4 protein-coding genes are annotated in these 26226 nt (G+C 45.0%); all 4 read left to right on the top strand.

The features are described 5' to 3' along the window. Positions 1–22: 22 nt before the first annotated feature. On the top strand, positions 23–16372 hold the full coding sequence (locus IG627_RS16000) for a non-ribosomal peptide synthase/polyketide synthase (protein ID WP_193193445.1): 16350 nt from the start codon (positions 23–25) through the stop codon (positions 16370–16372). Positions 16373–16544: 172 nt separating this feature from the next. After that, positions 16545–17522 carry a TauD/TfdA family dioxygenase gene (locus IG627_RS15995; protein WP_193193443.1) on the top strand — a complete coding sequence of 326 codons (978 nt, stop codon included), beginning with the start codon at positions 16545–16547 and terminating at the stop codon, positions 17520–17522. 127 nt (positions 17523–17649) lie between these two features. Beyond that, positions 17650–25878 (top strand): non-ribosomal peptide synthetase, encoded by an 8229-nt coding sequence (locus tag IG627_RS15990; protein WP_193193441.1) that lies wholly within the window; start codon positions 17650–17652, stop codon positions 25876–25878. Further along, on the top strand, positions 25875–26226 hold a 352-nt coding region (locus tag IG627_RS15985), incomplete at its 3' end, for a TubC N-terminal docking domain-related protein (protein ID WP_193193439.1). The genes IG627_RS15990 and IG627_RS15985, both read left to right, overlap by 4 nt.

The following is a 26226-nucleotide window of genomic DNA, read 5'->3' as shown; positions in this document are numbered from 1 at the left end:
TAATTGTAGCTAAGGTATACCGATGAAAACTATTCAGGACTTTCTTGAAGCTCACGCTAACTCTAAAACAGACAGCCTCGCATTCACGTTCATTGAAGATAATGATGAACAATCGCAGATAAGCTTTAAGGAGCTGCACCAAAGAGCCTGGGCAATCGCGCAGTCCCTGTCGGCAGAGGCGGAAGCAGGCTCTCGAGTAGTTTTGTTGTACCCACCTGGTCTTGAATATATTCAAGCCTTCTTGGGCTGTTTGTATGCAGGTGTTGTCGCTGTGCCTTTATACCCACCTCAAAGTAAAAAACACGCAGGTCGCGTGTTAGCGGTGATTGATGATTGCCAAGCGGGTTTGGTACTTACTAACGATACGCTAAAACAGCGACTGGAAGCAGAAATATCGCCATTTTCTGTCAGGGGATTTGAAAAACTCTTAAACCCTGATACAAGCATCCCCCTTATCCAGCCTACAGCAGATCAGATTGCGTTTTTACAATACACATCAGGCTCCACAGGTACACCGAAAGGAGTTGTGGTCTCTCACGGTAATATCATCGCTAACCTGAGGACATTACAACAGGCCACCCTTTGCAATGAACAGGATGTTTTCTGCAACTGGTTACCCTTATTCCACGATTTAGGACTGGTTAATACCCTGTTGTTACCTATTTTCCTGGGGGCACATTCCGTCTTAATGGCTCCTGTGCGATTTATTAAGAATCCTTTAGCTTGGTTTAAGGCTATTACTGAGTTCAAAGCCAGCATTTGTGGCGCACCGAACTTTGCTTTTGATCACTGCCTTGAGCGCATTAAGTCACATCAGTTATCAGGGATAAATCTCTCAACCTGGCGCATTGCGTTTAATGCGGCGGAACCTGTTGACGCCGATACGTTGATGCGTTTCTGTGACCGCTATGCGCGAGTTGGCTTTAAAGAATCAGCCATTTTCCCGGCTTATGGAATGGCAGAAGCGACAGTCTTCATTTGTGGTGGTACTCACAATGCGCCATATACCGCTAACCCATTCGGTAGTGACGAGCTACAAAAAGGCAAGGCGGAAGTCCGGGAAGACCTAGAAAAACAACAAATCCTTGTAGGTCATGGTCATGTTCAGGCGGAACATCAGCTTAAGATTGTTTCCCCTGAGACTCTGACAGCGGTACCGGATGGTCAGGTGGGTGAAATCTGGTTTGCTGGTCCAAGCCTCGCTCAAGGTTACTGGAATGATGAGGAGAAAACAAAAGCCAATTTTGGTTTTAAATTGGAAAATGACGATCAGAGTTATCTTCGTACCGGTGATCTGGGTTTTACTCTTGACGGTGAGTTGTATATCTCAGGGCGGATAAAAGATGTACTCATTATTAAGGGCCGAAATTTCCATCCGCAGGATTTTGAAAAATTGGCTTACAACGTCTATCCGGGATTAAATCAAAATGGCGCGGCGGCATTTGAAGTGAATGGTAATGCCGTTTTACTGCTGGAAGTCAGTCGTAATGAAACGAGAGACTTTGATTATGCGAACGCCAGTGAAATCATTAAGGCAGCCGTTTTCGAACAATTTGAAGTAGTGCTGGAAGATATTCTTTTTCTAAAAACGGGGAGAATAAACAGAACATCCAGCGGAAAAATTCAACGTTCGTTATCGAAAGATCGTTATCTAGCTAAAGATATTGACTGCCTGTACTGTGCCCAAAAAGGAGAGCCACAAAGCAATCAGCAGTATGGTAAAACTACAGTGCCTGTTTCGAAACTGGAAGCAGAACTCTGTGTTTTATGGCAGGAAGTATTTGGACTGGATAGCATTGGTGTGGAAGACAACTTTCTAAACCTTGGCGGCCACTCCCTGCTGGCCACCACGTTAATCGCTCAGATCCAAAAAAAATGGCTGGTGGAAGTGTCTATCAGCGAGTTCTTCACGGCTAGTACAATCCGTAGGCTGGCAAAGGTTGTTGAGAAAGCCTCTACCAGAGAGATTCCGGAGATTAATCCTGTTGCTAAGGCTGTTACCTCATTACCTTCTTTTGCCCAAGAAAGAATGTGGTTTGTGAATCAATTCGAACCCGAGCAAGCCCAATATAATCTTTCATTCTCCTTAAGCCTTTACGGTGAGCTCAATGAAAGTTACCTATGCCAGGCTTTCACAGATATTATTTCCCGCCATCAGGCACTAAGAACCACCTTCAATGAGCATGATGGGCAGGTGTACCAGAAAGTTCAGGAAACCGTTGCGTTCAATATACCTACTATTGACCTGACGAACCTCCCTAAGGATGAACAGGAAAGTCGAATTAATGCTCTTAGTAACGACGAAGCTTCAAGAGGCTTCAATCTTGCCGAAGATTTAATGCTAAGAGTCTCGTTATTAAAGCTCAATCCCCAGTCTCATATTATGCTACTGACTGTGCATCATATTGCTGCAGATGGTTGGTCTTTGGGTGTATTGACCAAGGAGCTTAACGCGCTGTACACAGCACAGATTTATGGCTCGAGCAGCCCGCTTGCCGAACTCGAAATTCAATACGCAGATTACGCCCACTGGCAACGTGAATGGCTGACGGATGGTCTGCAACAAAAGGACTTAAATTATTGGAGAGCCCATTTAAGTGATTTACCTGTTGTCCATGGTTTACCCTTAGACCATGCCAGACCTGCTGTACAGACTTTTAAAGGAGCCTCAGTTTACCATACTCTTCCTGGAGAGCTTCAGGAAGGATTGCGCAGCCTCGCTAGAAAGCACGAGGCGACGTTATTTATGTTGTTAAATGCAGCATTTGCCAGCTTCCTAAGCCGTTATTCAGGTGATACCGATATCGTAATAGGCTCGCCTAGTGCCAATAGAGAACAGGCAGAGGTCGCGCCATTAATTGGTCTATTTATCAATAACCTTGTACTCCGTACCGATGTGTCCGGTGATCCTGCCTTTATCGACGTATTGAAACAAAGCAAAGAGCGGACATTTGCCGCGTATGAGCATCAGCAATTACCTTTTGAAAAGTTGGTCGATGAGCTAAAACCCGAGCGAAATCTAAGCCACAGTCCGTTATTCCAGGTGATGTTGGTCCTGCAAAGTCGGGAAATAGATACATTGAGCCTGCCCGACCTTGAAGTGAGACATCTGATACCAACTAGTTCCTCTACCCAGTATGACCTTACACTAACATTGCAGGAGAGCGATAACGGGCTGGAAATGGAATGGCAGTACGCTACAGACATCTTTAAGCAGTCCACCATTGAAAGCATGGTCAGGTATTTTGAAGTGATGCTTCAGGGTATTATCAAAGCACCTGACACCAAAGTGAGCCAGTTACCACTGCTTGGGAAGGAAGAGTCTTCACAGATACTAAATGGCTGGAATGATACAGCTACAGAATTTCCGCAAGACGACTGTATCCACGAACTTTTTGAACAGCAGGTAGAAGCACAACCTGATGCGGTCGCTGTGGCATTTGGCGACGAAGTTGTAACTTACGAACAGTTAAATCAGCGCGCTAACCGATTGGCACGTTACCTGGTACAACTGGGGGTCAAACCAGATGCCGTAGTGGGCATTTGTGTTGAGCGTTCTCTGGAAATGCTGGTAGGGACGCTTGCTATTATGAAAGCAGGTGGTGCTTATCTCCCAATGGATCCAGGCTATCCCAAGGCGCGATTAGATTATATGATTGAAGACTCTGGCGTGCAGTGGATCATTTCACAAAAGCATTTGGCAGAGCAACTTAAGCTAAAGCAAAGCATTTGCTTAGATGAGGAAACTCTATCTGCCGAGGTAATGCAACAGGAGCATACCAATTTCTCTAAAGAAAGCCTCGGTTTGACGTCGAAAAATCTTGCCTATTTGATTTATACCTCGGGTTCTTCCGGCGAGCCAAAGGGCGTTATGCTGGAACACCGAAATGCTGTGAACTTCCTGAAATCGATGCAAACTGAACCAGGTTTGGCACAGCAAGATATTTTACTAGCCGTAACGTCGCTGTCTTTTGATATCCACGTTCTGGAGTTGTATCTGCCGTTAACAGTTGGTGGCCAAGTGGTGCTCGCATCATCCGACGATGTGATGTCTCCTGAGCAACTAGCAACCTTAATGGTTGAGCATGAAGTGACAGTGATGCAGGCGACACCCGCCACTTGGAAAATGCTGGTAAATAATGGCTGGCAACCACATAGTAATATAAAAGCTTTGTGTGGTGGCGAAGCGCTAAGTGAAGATCTTAAAAAGTCCTTATTAGCGCGAAAATCGCTTGAGCTTTGGAATATGTATGGCCCCACCGAAACCGCAGTCTGGTCAGCAACCCGCAAGATTGATAATACGATCTCCTTAGGTGGGCCAATCGCTAATACCTTGTTTTACGTATTGGACAGTCACCTCAACCCGGTGCCTGTTGGCGTTGCCGGAGAATTATATATCGGCGGTGAGGGTGTTGCGAGAGGCTATTTAAATCGTTCTGAGTTGACTGCGGAAAGATTTGTACAGAGTCCATTCTCAGATACTCGACTATACAAAACTGGCGATCTGGTTCGTTGGTTGCATGACGGAACCTTAGAGTACCTGCACCGCGCTGACCTTCAGGTAAAAGTACGGGGCCATCGAATAGAACTTGAAGAAATTGAATCAGCATTAAAACAGCAATCAGACGTTATTGATGCCGTAGCGCAGGTTTGGACAGAAGATAGTACTTCTATTCTGGTAGCATACGTGACCAGCAACAGTACTGATATTGAAGAACGCCTACAGCAAAAACTAACCGAACACGTTGAAGCGATCTTGCCGGCATATATGGTGCCAGAGGTCTTTATGACTCTGGAAAAAATCCCACTTACGCCAAATGGTAAAATTAACCGTAATGCTCTGCCTAAACCACAAGTTACAGTGGGATCGGAGTACGTCGCACCTATCACGGAAACTGAAAAGCAACTATGCCAAATGTGGCAGCACCTATTAAACTTGGAGGTAGAACAAAATCAGTATATCAGTGTCAAGAGTAATTTCTTCCATTTAGGCGGTCATTCTCTGTTGGCGGCTCGATTGGTGTCTATGATCCGCAAACGATGGCAGGTAGAAGTCCCCATCCGCGACTTGTTTTCTTCGCAAACGGTTAGAAAACTGGCGAGTATTGTTGACGAATCCGTCAGGCAGGATGTGTCCGAGATTCTTCCAGCTGTCGGCGATAATCCAACGCCTTTGTCTTTTGCACAACAGCGTTTGTGGCTGATAGAACAGATTGAAAGTGGCACTAACCAATACAATATGTGCCAGGCGTTCCGGCTTTCAGGTGAGCTGGATACTGTTGCCGTGAGCGCAGCTTTTAAATCCATTATTAAGCGTCATCTCGTACTGCGAACTACCATTCAGACCAAAGTTTCTGGGGAAGCCATTCAGCAGGTTTCTAAAGACTGGGATTTTGCGATGCTATGTCTGGATTTAACCGATTTGTCAGAATCTGAACAAGATGATGCCATTTCCGATAACATTGCGGAAGAATCGTCGCGACCTTTTGACCTCAGCCGCGATCTCATGATTAGGGTAAAGTTACTGAAACTGGCTGATGATGCCCATGTTCTGCTGGTAACTATGCATCACATTGCTGTTGATGGTTGGTCAGTCAGTATTATATTTGATGAATTTAACCGCTTATATCGTTCACCGGAACAGGAATTACCAGAGATTACGGTTCAATACGGTGATTATGCGCAATGGCAAAAAGATGAGTTCCAGGGCAAGGTGTTGAATCGCCATCTTACTTTCTGGAAAACACGCTTACGGAATTTACCGGAAGTTCATAGTTTGGCGACGGATCGTCCAAGACCACCAGTGCAAAACTATGAAGGCGCCCATCATCTCCAGACTATCAGCGCAGAGGTCCAGGAAGGCATATATAATCTCGCAAGAGAAACGGATACCACGCCTTTTATGGTGCTGCAAACTGCACTTGCTATTTTATTAGCCAGGCATTCTCACAACGGCGATAACACTGAGGATTCTGAGAATGTTGTCATCGGATCACCTGTCGCCAATCGTAAGCAGGCAGAGCTAGCCCCCCTGGTGGGTTTTTTCACTAACAGTGTTGTGTTACAGACCAACCTCTCTGGTAACCCCTGTTTTTCGGATTTATTGCGACGCAGTAAACATGATTTGCTAGATGTTTACGAACATACAGAGTTACCTTTTGAGAAGCTAGTAGATGAACTGAAGCAGGAACGTAATCTCGCTTATTCACCATTATTTCAAGTTAAATTCGCCTTGCAGAATAACCAACAAGGCTGGTTCGATTTGCCGGGAATATCCGCTCATAAAATTGAGCAATCTCATTCAGTGGCATTGCATGACTTAAGTGTCGATATCTACGAATTGGAGCAAGACGGTCAGGCTGGCGGACTTAAACTGGACTGGGAATACGCGACAGCTTTGTTTGATGCTGGAACAGTAGAGCGTATGTCTACTCACTTTGAGGTGTTGCTAAAAGGCATTATCAAAACGCCAGAAGCGAAGGTGAGCGAACTTCCGTCTTTATCCTATGAAGAAATTGATGAGCTGTTAACCTGGTCAAAATGGTCCCCGCAAACGGTAGATAAGAAAGACATTTCTATCCTCGAATTGTTCGAGCAGCAGGTTGCAAAGAATCCGGATAGTATTGCTGCTGTCATTGAACAGTCTGGGCAGTTTAGCGAAAAAATCAGCTATCACGCGTTAAATGCCAAAGCCAATCAGTTGGCTAACTGTCTAGTGGAAAAAGGGGTCAAGCCTGATACGCTGGTGGGGCTCTGTATAGAGCGTTCCCTCGAAATGGTGATTGGAATCTGGGGAATCTTAAAAGCAGGTGCGGCCTATGTGCCAATTGATCCGGATTATCCGGAAAAGCACATCGAACATATTCTGGATGACTCTGGAATTGACATCGTGCTTACCAGTGCAGAGTTACTTTCGGAATTACCATTTGAGGATCTGCAAATCCTACTTCTTGATGAAGAATTGTGGGACCGCTTCTTAGGGGATTATGATGAGGAAAACCTTGACAGAGAGATACTTGGTTTAACGTTACATAATTTGGCCTATGTGATCTATACCTCAGGGTCTACAGGATTACCAAAAGGGGTAACTGTTGAACACAAAGCACTGGCACAATCAACATTATCTCGCTTTGAGGTTTATCAGGAGTCTCCGGAAGGCTTTGCGCTGTTCTCTTCTTTTGCTTTTGATAGCTCTATTGCAGGTATTTTCTGGACCTTGGTGGCAGGCGGCAAGCTTTGCATTCTGGACATTAAACAGGGCCTTGACCTTAAATCCTTCGAGACCTTGCTGACAGAGGAGCGGATCAGCCACTTCTTAACTTTACCCAGCGTCTATAAAACCATACTGATGGCAGAACTGCAGCCGGGGGACGCCCTGAAAACTGTGATTGTTGCGGGCGAATCCTGTGAGCAGAGTCTGGTAGAACGACACCAAGTAAATTCAGCTTGGCAACATTGTCGATTGTTCAATGAATATGGCCCTACTGAAGCCTGCGTCTGGAGTAGTTTTTACGAATGTACACATCACGCAGGTGGCACGGTTCCAATTGGCACGACTGTTCCCCATGCCGAATTATACGTACTGGACAATAATTTACAGCTCTGTTCCCCAGGTGTAATCGGTGAGCTTTACGTTGGCGGTGAAAACCTGGCCCGCGGTTATCATAATGCTCCGGCGCTCACCAGAGAAAAATTCATTGAGAGTCCTTTCCAACAGGGACAACGCCTTTATAAAACGGGCGATCTTGTGCGTTGCCTTGCTAAAAAAGATGGCAAACCTAGTGTCTTGGAGTATATCGGACGTCTTGATCATCAAATTAAAATTCGTGGCTTTAGGATTGAGTTAGGCGAGATTGAATCGGCTATTGTGGCTAGTGAACTGGTGTCTGAAGTAGTGGTACTGGCAAAAGCCCTTGATCCTGCTCAAATTACGCAACACTTAGTGGCTTATGTGGTGGCTAATGAAGCAAGCTGCGAAAGTTTTTACAACGAGAAAGGTCTTGATGAATCAGAGTTCCGCGAGGCATTACAAACTGCACTGACAAAGACGCTATTGAATCACAAGATACCTTCGGCGTTCGTGCTTCTGGATAAACTACCAAAAACGCCGAACGGCAAGGTTGATCGTGCAGTTTTACAGGCCAGGGCCGTACCGACACAATTGTCACAGAAGTATATTGCTCCTAAAACGGATATTGAAAAGCAACTATGTGAAATTTGGCAAAACCTTCTGAAGCTTAGAAAAGTAGGTATTACAGAAAACTTCTTTGCCATTGGTGGTGATTCTATCCTCGCTATTCAGGTAGTAACTCAGGCTGGTAGACAGGGCCTGGTGCTGACAACTAGGCAGATTTTCGAAAGCCAGACGATAGAAAAGCTTGCCCCTTTGGTAAATTCAGAAATTCAGGTTGTGGCACCACAGCAGGCTATTTCTGGTGAGCAGACCTTAATTCCGATTCAGAGGGAGTTTTTGTCCAGCGATTTGGTTGACCAACATCATTATAACCAATCTGTTCTCCTAACATTACCGAAAGCGTTCTCGATAGATGCTTTGCAGAGCATCGTCTCCTCAATATATCAACGCCATGACGTGCTGCGTTTATGCGTAGCAGGAAGTAGCGCGACGTATATCCCATTTAGTGAGCAGCTTGCAGAGCGTGCTGTTAAGAAAGTTGATCTCAGTCAGTTAGATGGTGATGCCTGGGAGGCTGAGCTGGTAAAACGTGGTACTGAGGAGAAGGCAGGCTTATCCCTTACTGATGCTGACGTTTTTCGAGCGGTATTGTTTGACGGCAAGGCTGAACATCGCCGTCTGTTGCTGACGATGCACCATATGGTTGTAGATGGTGTCTCCTGGCGTATCTTGCTCCAGGATATGGCTTCAGCATTTGAGCTGTGGCAACAACAGCAACCTATGGTGCTGGCGCCAAAAACCTCGTCTTTCCAACAGTGGGGCGACTTCTTATTGGAATATGCCAACAGCGAGATTTTGCAATCAGAGAAAGACTATTGGCTGGCGCAATCTCAGGAGCCGGTGCCGGCCATACCTGTCGATCATGAAGGTATTGTCGATAATCGTTTAGCTAGCGCTGACATCCTTAAGTTCCAATTAAGAGAAACAGAAACCCAGGCTTTGTTGAACTCCTGTAATGCGGCGTATCGTACCGGGGTTAATGACCTGTTGTTGTCGGCACTTTATTTAGCGTTGCATAAATGGACGGGTAGCAATGTCTTCCGCATAGATCTGGAAAGTCATGGTCGTGAAGAGCTAACAAATACGTTAGATTTAACCCAGACTATAGGCTGGTTCAGTAGCGTGTTCCCGATAACGTTATCCTCACCCTCAGCTGCCTCATTAGGCGTTGTGATCAAGTCTGTCAAACAGCAGTTAAGAAGCGTACCAAACAATGGTATTGGTTTCGGTCTGCTACAACGGGTGCTAGAAGACGATACCCAACGGGTAGCCTATAATCAGACTAAAGGCGTATCGCAGATCCTGTTTAACTACCTGGGGCAATTTGATCAGGTTGTTGGCAATGAAAGTCCGTTCCAGGAAGCACCTGAGTCTTCTGGAGACGATGTCAGCTTAGCTCGTCAGCGTGACCATATGATTGAGCTGAATGGCATGGTGAAGGGAGGAAAGCTAAGCTTCTCATTACGATTTAATACTTTGCAATATCAGCACGAAACAATGGCGTCTCTGGTGCAGGGTATCGAATCAGCGCTATACGAAATCATCGAGTATTGCCAGAGCGAAGAAGCCGGTGGTGTCACGCCGGTGGATTTCCCGTTAAGCCGGGTTAATCAGGGGCAATTAGATGAGTGGTATCAGGCATGGCCTGATATGGAAAAGCTCTATACGACAACCGGCATGCAGCAAGGCATGCTGTTCCACAGCAGCATGGATATTTCTGCCTATTTGACCCAGTTGTCTGTTGATATCGAAGGCCCGCTGAATGCTGTTGCTATGCAACAGGCATGGCAAGCGGTGATCAGTCGTCATGACGTTTTTCGTACTGTGTTTGTTAAAGATCATAGCCATCAAATCGTGCTACCAGAAGTGGCACTGCCCTTTACCCATTTCGACTGGTCTGAATTCAGTGAACCAGAACAGCAGACAAAATTAACCCGTTTTCTACAGGAGGACAGAGCATCAGGTTTCGACCTGCATCAAGTGCCATTGACGCGGGTTGCCCTGATTGCTTTCTCTGAGCAACACCATTGTTTAATCTGGTCAAACCATCATGCCTTATCTGATGGCTGGTCATTGCCGCTGGTGATGAAGGAAGTGATGTCCATCTACAAGGTGGCTTACAATAATTCAAATATGGGCTCACTGGCCTCGGTGTTGCCTGCAGCACCTGCCTATGAAAGCTATATTGCCTGGTTGCAACAGCAGGACAAAGAAAAAGCGCGGGCTTTCTGGAAAGACACTCTGGCGGGCATCGAATCGCCTACCCAAATTCATCTCGAGTACGTATTTGATGGTGAAGTAGCTGGACCAGCTAAACAAACTTTAAGCCTGACGTCAGTAATGACTGCGGAGCTACAATCTCTGGCAAGACAACATCAGGTGACGCTAAATACCCTGGTCCAGGCTGCATGGGCGTATGCAATTCACCAACACAATGGTGACCAGCAAGTGGTCTTCGGCGAGACGGTTTCAGGGCGCCCTCCAGAACTCAAAGACGTTGACCAAATCGTAGGGCTCTTTATCAACAGTCTTCCGGTTGTGGTGAATATTGACCCGGCACAAGATATAGGTACCTGGTTACGCGACTTACATCAGGCCAGCATTGACCGAGCTGAAAATGGATACTTGCCGCTTTCTGAAATCCAAAGTCTGAGCCCGTTAGGTCAATCTGGTGGCAAGGAGCGTAATCTCTTTGATACCCTGGTCGTCTTTGAAAATTATCCTGTGGATAAGGAGATCCAGAACATAGTTGCAGGTTCAGATTTAATTGTTTCTGATATCAAGAATGAAGAAAGAACAAACTACGCATTAACCTTGATGGTGTTGCCAGAAGGCAAGAACTTAAATGGCCAACTCAGTTTTGAACTTGGCTATCGCCATGAACAGTTTGACTCAGATACAGTCGCCAGTTTTCTATTGCAGTTTGAGTTGATTTTAAAGATGCTGTCAGGCCAATTCACGCAGTCTGTTGGTGAGTTGGCAGTGCTCAGTCCAGATCATGAACACCGGCTGTCTGTCTGGAACGATACAGATTCTGATTACCCACACGAGAAATGTCTCCATGAATTGTTCGAGCAACAGGTACAACAACAACCTGATGCTGTCGCAGCAATATTTGGACAGGAACAGGTTACTTATGCACAGTTAAACTGCCGCGCTAATCAGTTAGCTCACTATCTGGTGGCTCAGGGAGTTAAGCCTGATTCTGTAGTTGGCGTTTGTATTGAGCGCTCAATGGATACGTTGTTGGCAACCCTTGCCGTTATGAAAGCGGGAGGGGCATATCTGCCAATGGACCCAGCTTATCCAAAAGCTCGCTTAGACCACATGGTGGAAAACTCAGGGGTTAAATGGGTCATTACCCATAAAAACATGCGATCTTTGCTTGCGGTTGAGCAGGCCATTTGTCTGGATGATGCAGTTTTCGCTTCTAAACTAAGCCAATTACAGGATAGCAATCTGCCGAAGGCGGGTTTGGCGCTCACATCCTGCAATCTGGCTTATCTGATTTACACCTCGGGTTCAACGGGGAATCCAAAAGGTGTCATGGTTGAGCATCGGAACGCTACTAACTTCCTGTTCTCTATGCAAAAAGCGCCAGGGATGACCTCTGAAGATACTTTACTGGCGGTAACGTCACTGTCATTTGATATTCATGTGCTGGAATTGTATCTACCATTATCTTTTGGTGGACGTGTGGTGATCACCGCAAATGAAGCGGTAACGTCACCGGATGATTTGGAGGCTTTGCTACAAGAACATAGTATCACTATCATGCAGGCAACCCCTGCTACCTGGAAAATGTTGGTAAATAACGGCTGGCAGCCGCAAAAAAAGGTGAAAGTACTTTGTGGTGGTGAGGCGATAACTGAGGATCTAAAAGATGCTTTAATGGGGCTTAAGTCCGTTGAACTTTGGAATATGTATGGCCCCACCGAGACGACAGTGTGGTCCGCCACCCAAAGAATTGAAAGCAGGATTTCTCTGGGGGCACCCATTGCAAATACTAAGTTCTATGTTTTGGACAGGCACCTGAATCAGGTTCCTGTCGGTGTTGCAGGGGAGCTTTATATCGGTGGCGCGGGTGTGGCCAGAGGCTATTTCAATAAACCAGAGCTAACGGCTGAAAGGTTTATTAATAACCCATTCGCGGTCGACGGTGAGTCACGTTTGTATAAAACTGGCGATTTAGTGCGCTGGTCTGCAGTGATTGATGGCTCCAATGGTAGTTTGGAGTATATCGGCCGTATTGATCACCAAGTAAAGATTCGGGGTTACCGTATTGAACTTGGTGAGATTGAAGCCCGACTAAATAGAAATCCTGAAATCAAGGAAAGTGTGGTTGTTGCTCATGGAGAGGAGGGGAACAAAAAGCTTGTTGCCTTCTATCTGCCTAAGGATGCCAATGGCGGTAGGCCTGTAGAGATAAATCACAATGATCTTAAATCAGATCTTCAGCAGGTTTTACCTGAGTATATGTTGCCGGCAACCTTCGTCAGACTAGATTTAATCCCGTTGACGCCAAACGGAAAAGTGAATCGTCTCGCGCTGGAAAATACGTACGTGAATCTGGAATCAGTTCGAGCCTACGTTGCTCCGCGCAACGACATAGAGAAACAGCTTATCCGGATCTGGGCTGAAGTATTGACACTGGAATCTGAAAAAATAGGGATAAATGACAGCTTTTTTGAGCTTGGTGGACATTCCTTGTTGGCGACTCAAGTTGTTACCAAGGTCCGAAGCCAAATTAAAGTAGACTTGCATCTGAGATCGCTTTTTGAAAAGGATAGTATCGCCGGCCTAGCTGAGTTAATTCGAAATTCAGAAAAAGGTAAGCTGCCAAAGATATTGCCTGCTGATCGAGCTGAATTGGTGGAGCAGGGGAAAGAATCTCTACCTCTCAGCTATGTACAGGAACGTTTGTGGTTCATTGATCAACTAGACCCCGGTAGTGCTAACTACAATAATCCTGGTGCGGTTACTATCAAAAGTGATGCAAAGCATCCCTTGACAATCGACAGGGTAGAGGAGGCAATTAATTTAATTGTTGCCCGACATGATAATCTACGTACAGTGTTCCCTAGTGTTGATGGTAACGTTCAGCAAGTGATTTTAGACCAATTGGATTTCAAACTTGAATCCGTTGATTTGAGTTGGATTGAAAACCAAGAAGCACGTAATCAGGAAGCTCAAGAGCTTTGTCAAAATGAAGCCTCTACTCCATTTAATCTAAGCCAGGGACCGCTGATTAGAGGTAAATTGATAAAGCTCTGCGAGAATGAGCATATTTTTATGCTCAATATGCATCATATTATCAGTGATAACTGGTCAATGGGCGTCATGATTAAAGAGTTCCGGCTAATAATGGCAGCCTTTGAGCAAGGGATAACGCCTGCTCTGCCACCGTTACCTATCCAATATCTGGATTATAGTATCTGGCAGAGAAAGTATATGGAAGAAAGCGGGCTACTCCAGAAGCAGATGGACTATTGGCAAGACAAACTGACTGGTGTTGAAGAACGACTTAATCTGGCAACTGATTACCCAAGACCGGATACACCAAACTTTGCCGGCGCCACTGAAGTGTTTAGGCTCGATGCTGGACTAACCAATGAGCTGAAGTTGTTAACTGAAAAACAGGGTTGTACGCTCTATATGACCCTACAAGCAGCATTTAAGTCGTTGCTCTATCGATACACAGGACAGGAGGATATTTGTTTCGGTGGTTCCATTGCAAATCGGCAGAATGAAGAAACCGAAGGCCTGATTGGGATGTTCGCCAACACACTTGTTTTTAGGGACAGAATAGAAGGCGAAGATTCTTTTACGTCTCTACTGGCACAGGTAAAGAAAACATGTTTAGAAGCCTATGAACATCAAGATACGCCTTTTGAGAAAATAGTTGATCTCGTGCAGCCGGAAAGAACTGTCGGTATTAGTCCGCTATTCCAGGTTATGTTTGTCTTACATAATGTGCCAATGGATCTATCCGAAGAAGATATCCAAGACTATCCACTGAAAGTCAATTCGAGTCGGTTTGATCTAATCGTACATTTCACAGAAACCCCCAAAGGATTGGAGGGCATGATTGTCTACAAAACGGCACTATATAAGCAGCAGACAATAGAGCGTATGGTGACCCACTTTATCGCGTTATGTAACTCTATCGTTGCCGAGCCAGAGACTAAGATCTGCTATCTGGATTTTCTGGGAGCGGAAGAGAAGCATAGGCTGTTAGTAGAATATAATGACAACCAGTCAGGATACCCTAATCAAAAAACTATTCACCAGCTATTTGCTGAACAGGTAGTGAAGAATCCTAATCAAATAGCTGTTGTAGAAGCATTACTACCTGGAAACGCATGTGAACATGAATTTAAGCAGCTTACTTTCCAACAACTCTATGATCAAAGTTGTCAGCTAGCTTTATATTTGCAATCGAAGGGAGTGAAACCAGATACCTTAATTGGGCTCTGTGCACAAAGGTCTCTGGAAATGATTGTGGGAATAATGGGAATATTGCAGGCTGGTGGCGCTTATGTGCCGCTAGACCCGGACTACCCGGAAGACAGGCTGGCTTACATGCTTGAAGATAGCCAAGCGGGCATAGTCATTACTCAAGATTGTATTAAAGGCAAAGTAAAGGCATTAGTCAACGAACACACTCAGATCATCGCGCTAGATGATAATGGTAGCCTCGGCGCAGATCACACTATTGAATTAATTGCTAAGGACATAAAATTACGGGAAGACGTTGGGCCGGCTAATTTAGCCTATGTCATTTATACCTCGGGTTCTACAGGGAAACCCAAAGGAGTAATGATTGAACATAGAATGGTTGTTGACTATTGCTATTCAGTCGTTGAGAGAATGAATTTGCATCATTGCAACACCTTTGGTGCGGTGTCCAGCTTTTCCTCAGATTTAGGCAATTTGGCATTGTATGTTCCGATGCTATTTAGCAAAACGTTGCATCTATTCTCTAATGAATATGTCAATAATCCGATTGAACTGCACAGCTATATGGATCGCCAGCCGATAGATTGCATGAAAGTAACACCATCACATTTTGAGATGTTCAAAGTATCAGATGAGAAAATACTGACAGTATCTAAAGCTCTAATTTTTGCGGGGGAACCTTTAACAAAGAATATCGTGGATTTAGTCAACGTGCTGAACCCTGGTTGTAATGTATTTAACAACTATGGGCCCACTGAAACGACAATTTCGAAGATCTCATCCTCGGAGTTGACTAATTTAAATACTGCTAAAGTGACAAGTGTTTATTTAGGAAAGCCACTGAATAATACCCAGGTTTACATCCTAGATAGCAAAAATAATCCGGTTCCGATGGGGGTTCCTGGCGAATTACATATTGCTGGTAATGGTTTAGCTAGAGGTTATCTCAATCGTCCTAAACTGACTGAAGAGAAGTTCATCCCTAACCCCTTTGTTACAGGGCAAGTCGCTGGGGGAGCTCGCATGTATAAGACTGGAGATCTAGCACGTTGGTTAGATGATGGTAATATTGAGTACATGGGGCGCATCGATACCCAGGTTAAAATTCGGGGTTTCCGTATTGAGACAGGAGAGATTGAGTCGCGCCTTGAAAAGCATCTGGAAGTTAAAGACAGTGCGGTTGTTGCGCAAGGGGACAACGGTCATAAGCGACTGATTGCATATTATGTAGCTAAAGACGATGCAATCAGAGTATCCAACGATGATTTTAGAAGCTGGCTGGAGCAATCTTTGCCTGAATATATGTTACCTGCAGCTTTTGTGCGCTTAGAGGTTATTCCACTGATGCCAAATGGCAAAGTTGATCGGCGCAAGTTAGAGCAGATGGATATCAGTCTGGAATCTGGCCAGGTTTATGTTGCGCCACGTAACAAGCTGGAAGAGAAACTTGTGGCCATCTGGTCTGAAATCTTACAGTTGGCGCCTGAAAAGATAGGCGTGAATGATGACTTCTTTAGCCTGGGTGGACACTCATTATTGGCTGTTTTGCTGGTTTCCAAGCTCAAGAGGGAAGTTGGAATTTCTCTTCCACTGCAGGCTCTTTTTAACTTGAAAACGATTAGTGGCACGGCAGGGTTTATTGAAACTGCTCAGAACCAGTTAGAAGAACCCTTAGAGGAAGCGATCGATGAAGATGAGTTTGTTGCGGGTGCTCTTTGAGGTTGGCGCTGGGAATAGCCGCTACGGAGTATCAGCCCAATTAGTGTAAGTCCTAAAGTGAAGACGCTCATCCAGGATGAGGAAAGTTGAAATTTTATTTTGACTTTCCGTTCTGGAACAAACACACGACGGCCGTATCTGGATTAAGATAAATCAAATAGAGAACGTTTAAATGTCAATTACGACGAAAATCTACAACGAACTGGCAGGATCCCCTTTTATCATTGAGGCTGAAGGGCCACCCGGCGATTTCAGGTTATCCGAGTTAAAAGAATGGAAGCAGGCCAATAACGATTTCTTTAAGGAAAAATTGCTAGTTCATGGCGCAGTATGGCTTCGTAATTTTGGTGTAGATACGGTGGAGCGCTTTGATGAGTCCCTGCAACAGTTTAAGACATCTGGATTGCTGGACTATACCGGGGGGAATTCCCCCAGGACCAAATTATCAACGGGAATTTATACTTCCACTGAATACCCTCCAGAGTACTTCATTTCTTTGCACAATGAGCTTTCCTACACTGACCAATGGCCGGATCATCTGTTTTTCTGTTGTGTTACAGCGCCTGAGCAATATGGGAATACACTGATTGCGGATGGCCGTAAGATCCTGCAGCTACTGGATCCGGAAGTTGTCGAGATGTTCGAACAACGTAAGGTCACCTATATCCGAAACTTGCACGATGGCACTGGTTTTTTTGGCGCGTCCTGGCAGGATACTTTTGAAACTCAGGACAAAGATGAAGTCACAGAATTTTGTAAAAAATCCAATATCGATTTTGAGTGGAAGAAAGACGGAGGCTTAAGAACCATGCAACTGGGCTTAGGCGTCGCAACTCATCCTGTAACCAAAGAAAAGGTCTGGTTCAATCAAGCAGATCAGTTTCATGCTTCCAATCATCCACCTGATTATTATGCAGCCATGGTAGATATGTGCGGAGGGAAACTAGATGAGTTACCACAACACGCTTGCTTTGGCGATGGTAGTGAAATGTCTGATGAGGTATTAGACAGCATTAGAAATGCCTTTAAACAACTGACCGTATATTTTCCGTGGCGGAAAGGAGATGTGTTAATCATAGATAATATGTTAATGGCTCATGGGCGAGCCCCCTATTCCGGAGATCGTAAGATCCTGGTTGCAATGTCCTAAAGTAATGTAGGTTCCGACCCCAGAAAAGAAAATAGCAAAATAGTATAAGGCGAGCCCGGTCTGGCCTGGTTGAATATAACCTGTATAAACACTGAGTAAGATAATAAGAACTTAAGGACTTCAAATTATGCCAATGGTGACGTTTATAAAAAAAATGAATACTCTAGGTATAAAACTGTGGCTTGAAGATGGGCAACTTAAGTTCAAAGCGCCTAAAGGAACCTGGACGGACGAAATCCGTGATGAGCTGATTGCCAATAAGGAAAAGTTGATTGCTTTTTTGCAACAGGCTTCAGGAGAAAGACAGCCTCCCTCCATCCGGCCAGTCAAAAGGGGGAGTTTCGTTGACAGAGTCGCGGATGATGAATCTTCAGATCAATTCCCTCTTAGCTTCGCCCAGGAACGGCTTTGGTTCATTGATCAACTGGATCCCGATAGTGCTACCTACAATATTCCTATTGCTGTCTCCATCCGAAGCGAGGTTGATGGCGATAGAGCACGCCAGACACTCGACATTAGCCAGATTGAACAAGCGTTTAACGTGATTATTACTCGTCATGAGAATTTGCGAACTATCTTTCCCAGTAGTAACGGAAAGGCGCAACAACTGGTTCTTGAAAACGTTTCCTTCATGTTGGAATGCGTTGATCTGAGACACGTTGAATCCGAGGAGGCACGCGATCAGGAATTCCAAAGGCTTTGCCAAATAGAAGCAAGAACTCCCTTTGATTTATCTAAAGGGCCCCTTCTCAGAGTTAAGCTTTGTAAGCTTACCTCCTATGAGCACGTCCTTATACTCAATATACATCACATTATCAGTGATGGCTGGTCTATGGGCGTCATGGTTAAAGAGTTTGTGTCGATAATTGAGGCTTTTCGACAAGGCAAGCAACCACAATTACCACCATTGCCTATTCAGTATCTTGATTACAGCATATGGCAAAGAAAATGGTTAAGTGCGGATCATAACGCGAGCGACTTGAGTTATGTCCAGGCAGGAGAGGAGAACATTCTTCAGCAGCAATTGACTTACTGGAGAGAAAAACTTGATGGTGTGCCTGAGAGCCTCAATCTTGCAACTGACTTTCCAAGACCCGCTGTGCAAAGCTCTTCAGGGGCCAAATATTTATTCAGTTTCGATGGTCAACTTACTAAGCAGTTAAAAAGCATCGCAGAACAAGAGGGATGCACGTTGTTTATGGTGCTTTTAACTGCCTTTAAGATATTACTCTACCGTTACAGTAATCAGGAAGATATTTGCATAGGTACGCCTGTTGCTAATCGCCACTATGAGGGAACAGAAAGTTTAATCGGCCTTTTTATTAATACACTGGTGTTAAGAAACAAGGTAGACGGGAGTGCTACTTTTTCTTCTCTCCTTTCCAGTGTAAAAAAAACCTGTCTGGAAGCCTTTGAACATCAAGACGTGCCTTTTGAAAAAATTGTAGACTTAGTGCAACCCCACCGAAATGCTGCGATTAGTCCATTATTTCAGGTCATGTTTATCCTACAAAACACTCCTCGGGATGCGCTGGGAAAAGGAGTTAGCGCTTACCCTCTCGATATGCCTATTAGTAAATTCGATATTACTCTTCAGTTTAATGAAACACCCGAAGGGTTAGATGGCTCAATTGAATTTAGGACCACACTGTTCAAACAACAAACTATTGAGCGTCTCGTTGAGAACTTCAGAGCGATAAGCCAGATTATCTCCACTAGGCCTGGGGCTAATATTAGTGAGATAGAGTTTATAAGAGAGGAAGAAAAACAAAAATTACTGAAAGACTACAATTATACTCGAGCTGATTATCCTAGAGAAAAATGTATTCATGAACTGTTTATGGAGCAAGTGGCAGTTCATCCTGATCGAACTGCTGTGGTGTATGAAGATGAATCTTTGAGTTATCAGCAGCTATATGAGAAGAGTCATGCGTTGGCGATTTACCTACAAAGCCTGGGTGTTCAACCGGATAGTCTGGTTGGATTATGTTTAGAAAGGTCGCCGAGTATGATGGTGGGTATACTGGGCATATTGCAAGCTGGAGGTGCGTATGTTCCGCTGGACCCGGAGTACCCAGACGACCGACTGACTTATATGCTGGAAGACAGTCATGTTACTACTGTGCTAACTCAAGAGAAATTCAAGTGGAAGCTGATTTCTTTAGTGTCACAAGATACACAGCTCATTGCGCTAGATGCGCAATGGGTAGAGATTACTGATTGCTCTGCTAATTTGGAAGATCAACAAGTCAAACTGCAGCAGGCGGTTAAACCCGATCACTTGGCTTATGTAATTTATACTTCTGGCTCTACGGGTAAACCTAAAGGTGTGATGGTAGGGCATCAGGCACTTACAAATCGAATTTACTGGATGCAACAGCAGTATCCTCTTAGTATAAAAGATACTGTATTACAGAAAACGCCATTTACTTTTGATGTTTCTGTTTGGGAGTTTTTGTGGCCAATGATGTCGGGAACCTCGGTTGTTTTTGCTAAACCTGGAGGCCATAAAGACGCTCAATATTTGGAGAATCTAATAAATCAAGAAAATATTACTACATTGCATTTTGTGCCGTCCATGTTTCATGTTTATTTGAGTCATGCAGAAACCAATTGTAGTAGCGTTAGACGAATTTTTTGTAGTGGGGAATCGTTAGATAGTCAGGCTGTGTATGATTGCAGAAAAAAATTCCCACAGGCGTTATTGTATAATTTATATGGACCAACAGAAGCGGCAATAGACGTCACAGCATATAATTGTGCGTTGTTAGAGTCTTCAGTGGTTCCCATCGGTACGCCCATATCGAATATTCAGATTTACATCCTGGATCACTATAACAACCCGACCTCATTGGGGGTCCCGGGTGAGCTGCATATAGCGGGTGACGGACTGGCCAGGGGCTATCTCAATCGCCCCGAGCTCACGGCTGAGAAATTTATTCCAAATCCGTTTAATCCAGGCTCTCGCATGTATAAAAGTGGAGACTTAGCCCGTTGGCTGGATGATGGTAATATCGAATACTTAGGGCGAATCGACGCTCAAGTTAAAATTCGGGGTTTCAGGATTGAGCTTGGTGAGATTGAAGCGCAGTTGAATCGTTTTCCTGCGATAAAAGACAGTGTCGTGATAGCTCAGGGTCAGGAAGGTAATAAACAACTCATTGCCTATTATGTGGCGAGGGATACTGATGAAGGCCAGGTTGTCGATCTGGCACACGAAGACTTAAGAGCCCATCTTCAACAAACCTTGCCTGACTTTATGCTGCCAGCAGCCTTTGTGAGTCTTAGTGCAATTCCACTATCCTCTAACGGTAAAGCTGATCGCCGTGCATTAGCAAGTATGGAAGTTAGCCTGGAGTCAAGCCAAGCTTACCTTGCGCCGCGTAATGCGGCTGAAAGAAAATTGGTTGCTATATGGGCTGAAGTACTGGATCTCGAGATAGAGAAGATCGGGATCAGTGATAACTTCTTTGAATTGGGTGGCGATTCTATTAAAACCATTCAGATTGTTGCCAAGGCCATTGAGCAGGGAATTCACTTCGATACCCGCGATATGTTCAATTACCAGAGTATTTCTGAACTGTTACAAAATTGTGAAACCAGTAAATCAAAAGAGATTATAAAGGAAGACGGGATTCTGGTGGGCGATGTAGCGTTAAGTCCCATTCAACAGCACTTCTTTGGACATAGTCATACGGATACCCATTACTATAACCAATCAGTGCTACTTAACCTGAATACCCGCCTTTCAGAGGAAAGCCTCCGAGAAATAGTGGATTTTTTGGCGCGACATCACGACGCTTTGAGACTTCGATTTACCCGAAATGAGCAGAGTTGGCAGCAGCAGTATCTCGGTGAGGATCAGATTTCGACTGATATGCTGGGTATCGCCTGTTTTGAAGTTGAAAGCCGATGTGATGCAACGGTTGTAGAGTATGTTACGGAAGTTTGTGAACAGCTGCAGGCCAGTCTGGATCTGGAAAATGGTCCTTTGATAAGATGGGCGTATTTTACTAGCGACGAAGGTGATCAACTTGCCATTATCATCCATCACCTGATTATTGACGGCGTTTCCTGGCGAATTATGCTGGAAGACTTAAACCTGCTAATCAGCCAGCAGCAAAGTAATCAGACGCTAAAGTTAGCGCAGAAACGCAGCTCTTATCGTAATTGGGTGGATTCACTGGCACTCTGGTACGATACTGAAGAGGGGCAAGAAGATCTTGCATTCTGGATTGCGCAAAGCGAAAAAACAAAGGCAGCGGCTGAAATTTCCGTTAACCCTTTCCTTACTTCCAAAAGCTATTGTCAGCGAGATATTCAGAACACCAATGTGCGTTTGTCCAAAGCGACGACAAAAAAATTGCTAAAACAATGCCATCAAGCTTATGGCACTTACATCAATGATTTATTGCTTACCGCAGTAATTTTGAGTTACTACCAAAGTACAGGTAGCCGGAGCTTGATCATTGATGTGGAAGGGCATGGCCGTGAGCAAATATATCCGGGCGTTGATATCACCAGGACAGTGGGCTGGTTTACCAGCCTATATCCTGTGAGCCTTGCTTTGTCCAATCCGGGTGATATTGGACAAAGCATTAAGGAAGTTAAGTACGCATTGCATGCCATCCCCAATAAAGGTGTAGGGTATCCAATATTCCGTTATATAAATCAGCACCCGGCAAGCGGTAAGATGCCAGAAGGACAGGTGCTATTTAACTTTTTAGGAGATTTTCAGCCAAAGAATACCAAAGCATCCGAACAACATTTTGCTTTTAGCGAAAGCCCCACCGGCGCAAATAGTTCGGGAAACCGGGAAGTCAGCAAACTGGTGACCATAAACGGAATGGTGGTCTTTGATCAACTGTCGTTCAATTTTAGTTATCCTCAAGCCTGGCTAGGAGAGACCATCTCTGAGTGGCAAAACAAGTTTGCCAACATGCTGGAAGCAATAGTTGAGCACTGCGGCGATGCGCCAAGGCTTGGTTATACACCAGACGATTTCCCACTATTAAAAGCCTCGTTAGAGCAGCTCGACGAAATTATGCCTGTGTTGGAGCAACAACAGCAACTGGCGCTGGATAATATCCAGGATATGTATCCATTAACACCTCTTCAGTCCGGCATCCTATTTGAAACATTATTTTCCCAGACAGAAGACAATAAAGGAATGTATCTGACGCAAGTTGCAATTGGTATTAATGGACAAGTGGATACTAAGGTTTTGCAACATGCCTGGCAGTTAATAGTGGACCATTACGATGCCCTTCGGATGCGGGTTGTTATCGATGATGTTGCCAACAGCAATACGCCCTTACAGGTTATTCTCAGGCAGGTAGATGTAGAGATCACCGAGGTGGATTGGACTGATAAAAAAGATTCGGAACTTAAATCTGCTTGTGAACTCTGGATGCAGGAAAGCAAGCGCTCAGGCATCAGATTACAACAGGGGCCATTGATGCGTATGAGTCTTTTCACAGGGCATGAGACCAGTTACTTACTGTTTGAACAACACCATATTATGTTGGATGGCTGGTCTCAGAATATTGTTCTTTCTAATCTGTTTAAGCTCTATCAAGCATTGATTCGTGGGCAGGGTTATCATCTGCCAAAAAGCCCTGCTTATGGTGCCTATGTCCAAACATTACTCAACCGTAACTATGAGGAGGAAACTTTATATTGGAGCAACTATTTAAGCCATTATGAACAAAGAACTCCTTTACCGATGAAGCACCTGTCACCTCAGCAGAGCAGTTTAGCGGAGACTAAGGAAAGGAATTTTTTTGAGACAACCTGTTTTAGCCTATCCAGGGAAGACACGGTTCAGCTTGAGAAGTTCATCAAAAAGCACAGGCTGACCATGAATACAGTCTTGCAATTTATTTGGGGCTTGTTATTGCACCTTCACACCGGCAATAAATCGGTAACTTTTGGCAGTGTTAGCTCGGGGCGCAGTGGCATACTTGATATTAATCACAGTGATCAGATCGTTGGACTGTGTATTAATACCACTCCAACATGCATTCGGTTTGAAGCAGAGCATAGCTTGTTGGCGCAACTGAAGCAGATGCAGCGCAGAGAGTCAGAAAAATTAAGTTATGAAGTTACCCCACTGTCTCATATCCAGGAGTTATTAGGAAGTATTGCCAATGATGACCTTTTCCAAACCCTGTTTGTCTACGAAAATTATCCGGTACAAAAAATCTCTGAAGCGAACAGTCTGGTTAAGGATTTCATTAGTAATGAAGCCCCAAGTTATCCCTTATCGATAGTAGCAGTCTCTCGTGAGACACTGGATATCTCCTTGACCTGGGATAGTTATTACTACCACAAATCTACTATCTGTAGTCTCGCAGAGCAGTTTGAGAGGCTGACAATGCAATTGTTGGCAGCGCCTAATGCATTAATTAAAGACATAAGTTTGTTGACAGCACAGCAAAAGCAAAAGGTTATTGCTGATTTTAATGCCACCCAAGCTCAATATCCTGAGGATAAGTGTATCCATGACCTCTTTATGGAGCAGGTAGCGCGTTATCCGGATAAGACCGCAGTGGTTTTTGAAGACGAATCCATCAGCTATCAGCTGCTTTACGACAGAAGCCACGCGCTCGCGCTATATCTGCAATCTCTGGGTGTGACTCCCGACGCTACGGTAGGAGTGAGTGTTGATAGGTCACTGGAGATGATAGTAGGCATACTGGCGATATTGCTGGCCGGAGGGGCTTATGTGCCGTTGGATCCGGATTATCCTCAGGACCGTCTGACCTACATGCTGGCTGACAGTCAGTCGGCAATAGTGCTGACTCAGGAAGCACTGATACCTAAGCTGACAGAGCTGGTGGCGAAGGACACGCAACTGATAGCGCTGGATAAGCAGTGGCCTGAGATTGAGCAGCGAGCTTCAGATTTTCAGGTCGCAGGCGTGACTTTGGCTCAGGACGTGAATTCAGGTCACCTAGCCTATGTAATTTATACCTCTGGCTCCACCGGCCAACCCAAGGGGGTGATGGTGTGCCATAAGGCGGTCAACCGTCTGGTGAAGAACACTAACTTTATGGCTGTCTCGTCGGAAGATACCTTCTTACAGTTTGCCTCATTGTCCTTTGATGCTGCCACCCTGGAAATCTGGGCGCCCCTGTTAAATGGCGGGAAATTAGTGGTTGCACCTCCTGGCAAGGATGCTGTTAACCGTTTAGGTGAACTGATAGGCCGACATGATGTAACCGTATTATGGTTAACGTCGGGACTTTTCCAATTGCTTGTAAAAGAGAATGTGACGCAGCTGGCCGGTCTCCGGGTGTTACTGTCTGGTGGTGATGTGGTACCGGTGGAAACCGCCAGAGAATTTTTAGAGCACTCTCGAGACAGTATCTTTATTAACGGTTACGGCCCAACAGAAAACACTACATTTACCAGTTGTTATGTGGTATCAGACGGATTAAATGAAGGAATAAGCTCCTTACCCATAGGTTCACCGATTGCCAATACACAGGTTTATATTCTTGACCGGTATCAACAGCCTGTACCAGTGGGAGTGCCCGGGGAGTTGCATATTGCCGGGGACGGTCTGGCTCGGGGCTATCTCAATCAACCGACGCTGACTGCAGAGAAGTTTATTGCTAATCCGTTTACGCCTGGAAGTAAGTTGTATAGAAGTGGGGACTTGGCTCGATGGCAGGAAGACGGAACGATTGAGTACCTGGGCCGTATTGATTCGCAGGTGAAAATTCGTGGCTTCCGTATTGAAATTGGTGAGATTGAGAGTCAGCTGAAACGCCATCCTGACGTCAGGGATTGTGTGATTGTAGCCCAAGGGCCGGAGGCTGAGAGGCAGTTATTGGCCTGTTATGTTGCCAAGGACAGTAAAGAGGGTGAGGTCGTGAAACTAAGTAATGCGCAGCTGACAGAACACCTTCGGAGAAACTTACCTGAGCATATGATACCGGCTTTGTATTTGAGCCTGGCGGCCATTCCATTGACGCCCAATGGTAAGGTCGATCAGCTTAAACTGGCAGCAATGGAAGTGAGTGCTGAGTCGGATGCCGACTACGTTGCACCGCGCAATGAAACCGAACGTCAGCTGGTGGCTATATGGAGTGAGGTATTAAAACTCGACCCGGAAAACGTCGGGGTAAATGACAACTTTTTTGAACTAGGTGGGCAGTCTTTGTCGGCTATTCAGGTGGTTTCGAAAGTTCAAAGCCAACTGGGAATAAAGGTCTCCCTGAAAGCATTGTTTAGCGCTAATACCATAGTTAGAGTGTCTGAAGTTTGTCAGGCTATTAAAGCGCAGCATGAAAAGCTCTCGTTAAAAGCAGAGCTCACTGAAGGTGAATTCGAGGAATTTTCACTGTGACGACTTTTGCATTAATCAATGAATTAAATACCAAAGGAATAGAGCTATGGCATGAGAACGGCGACCTCAAAGTGAAGGCTCCGAAAGGAGCATTAACTGCTGATCTTCGAGAAAAACTTGTTAGCAGTAAGCCTGACATCATTGCGTTTTTACAAGAAATATCTGCAACAGACAGGATGCCGTCAATACAGGCCATTACCAGAGCCGAACCTAACTCTGTTGACTGTAATCACCTACCTCTCAGTTTTTCCCAACAACGCCTTTGGTTTATCGATAACCTGCAGGGTGGTTCACCAGAATACAACATGCCGATGGCGTTTGAGGTGACAGGCCATCTCAATCTGCCCA

The organism is Microbulbifer taiwanensis (assembly GCF_014904815.1).
GTDB lineage: Bacteria > Pseudomonadota > Gammaproteobacteria > Pseudomonadales > Cellvibrionaceae > Microbulbifer > Microbulbifer taiwanensis.
Note: the sequence above shows the minus strand (reverse complement) of the source record. Positions and strands in the feature narration are given on the sequence as shown.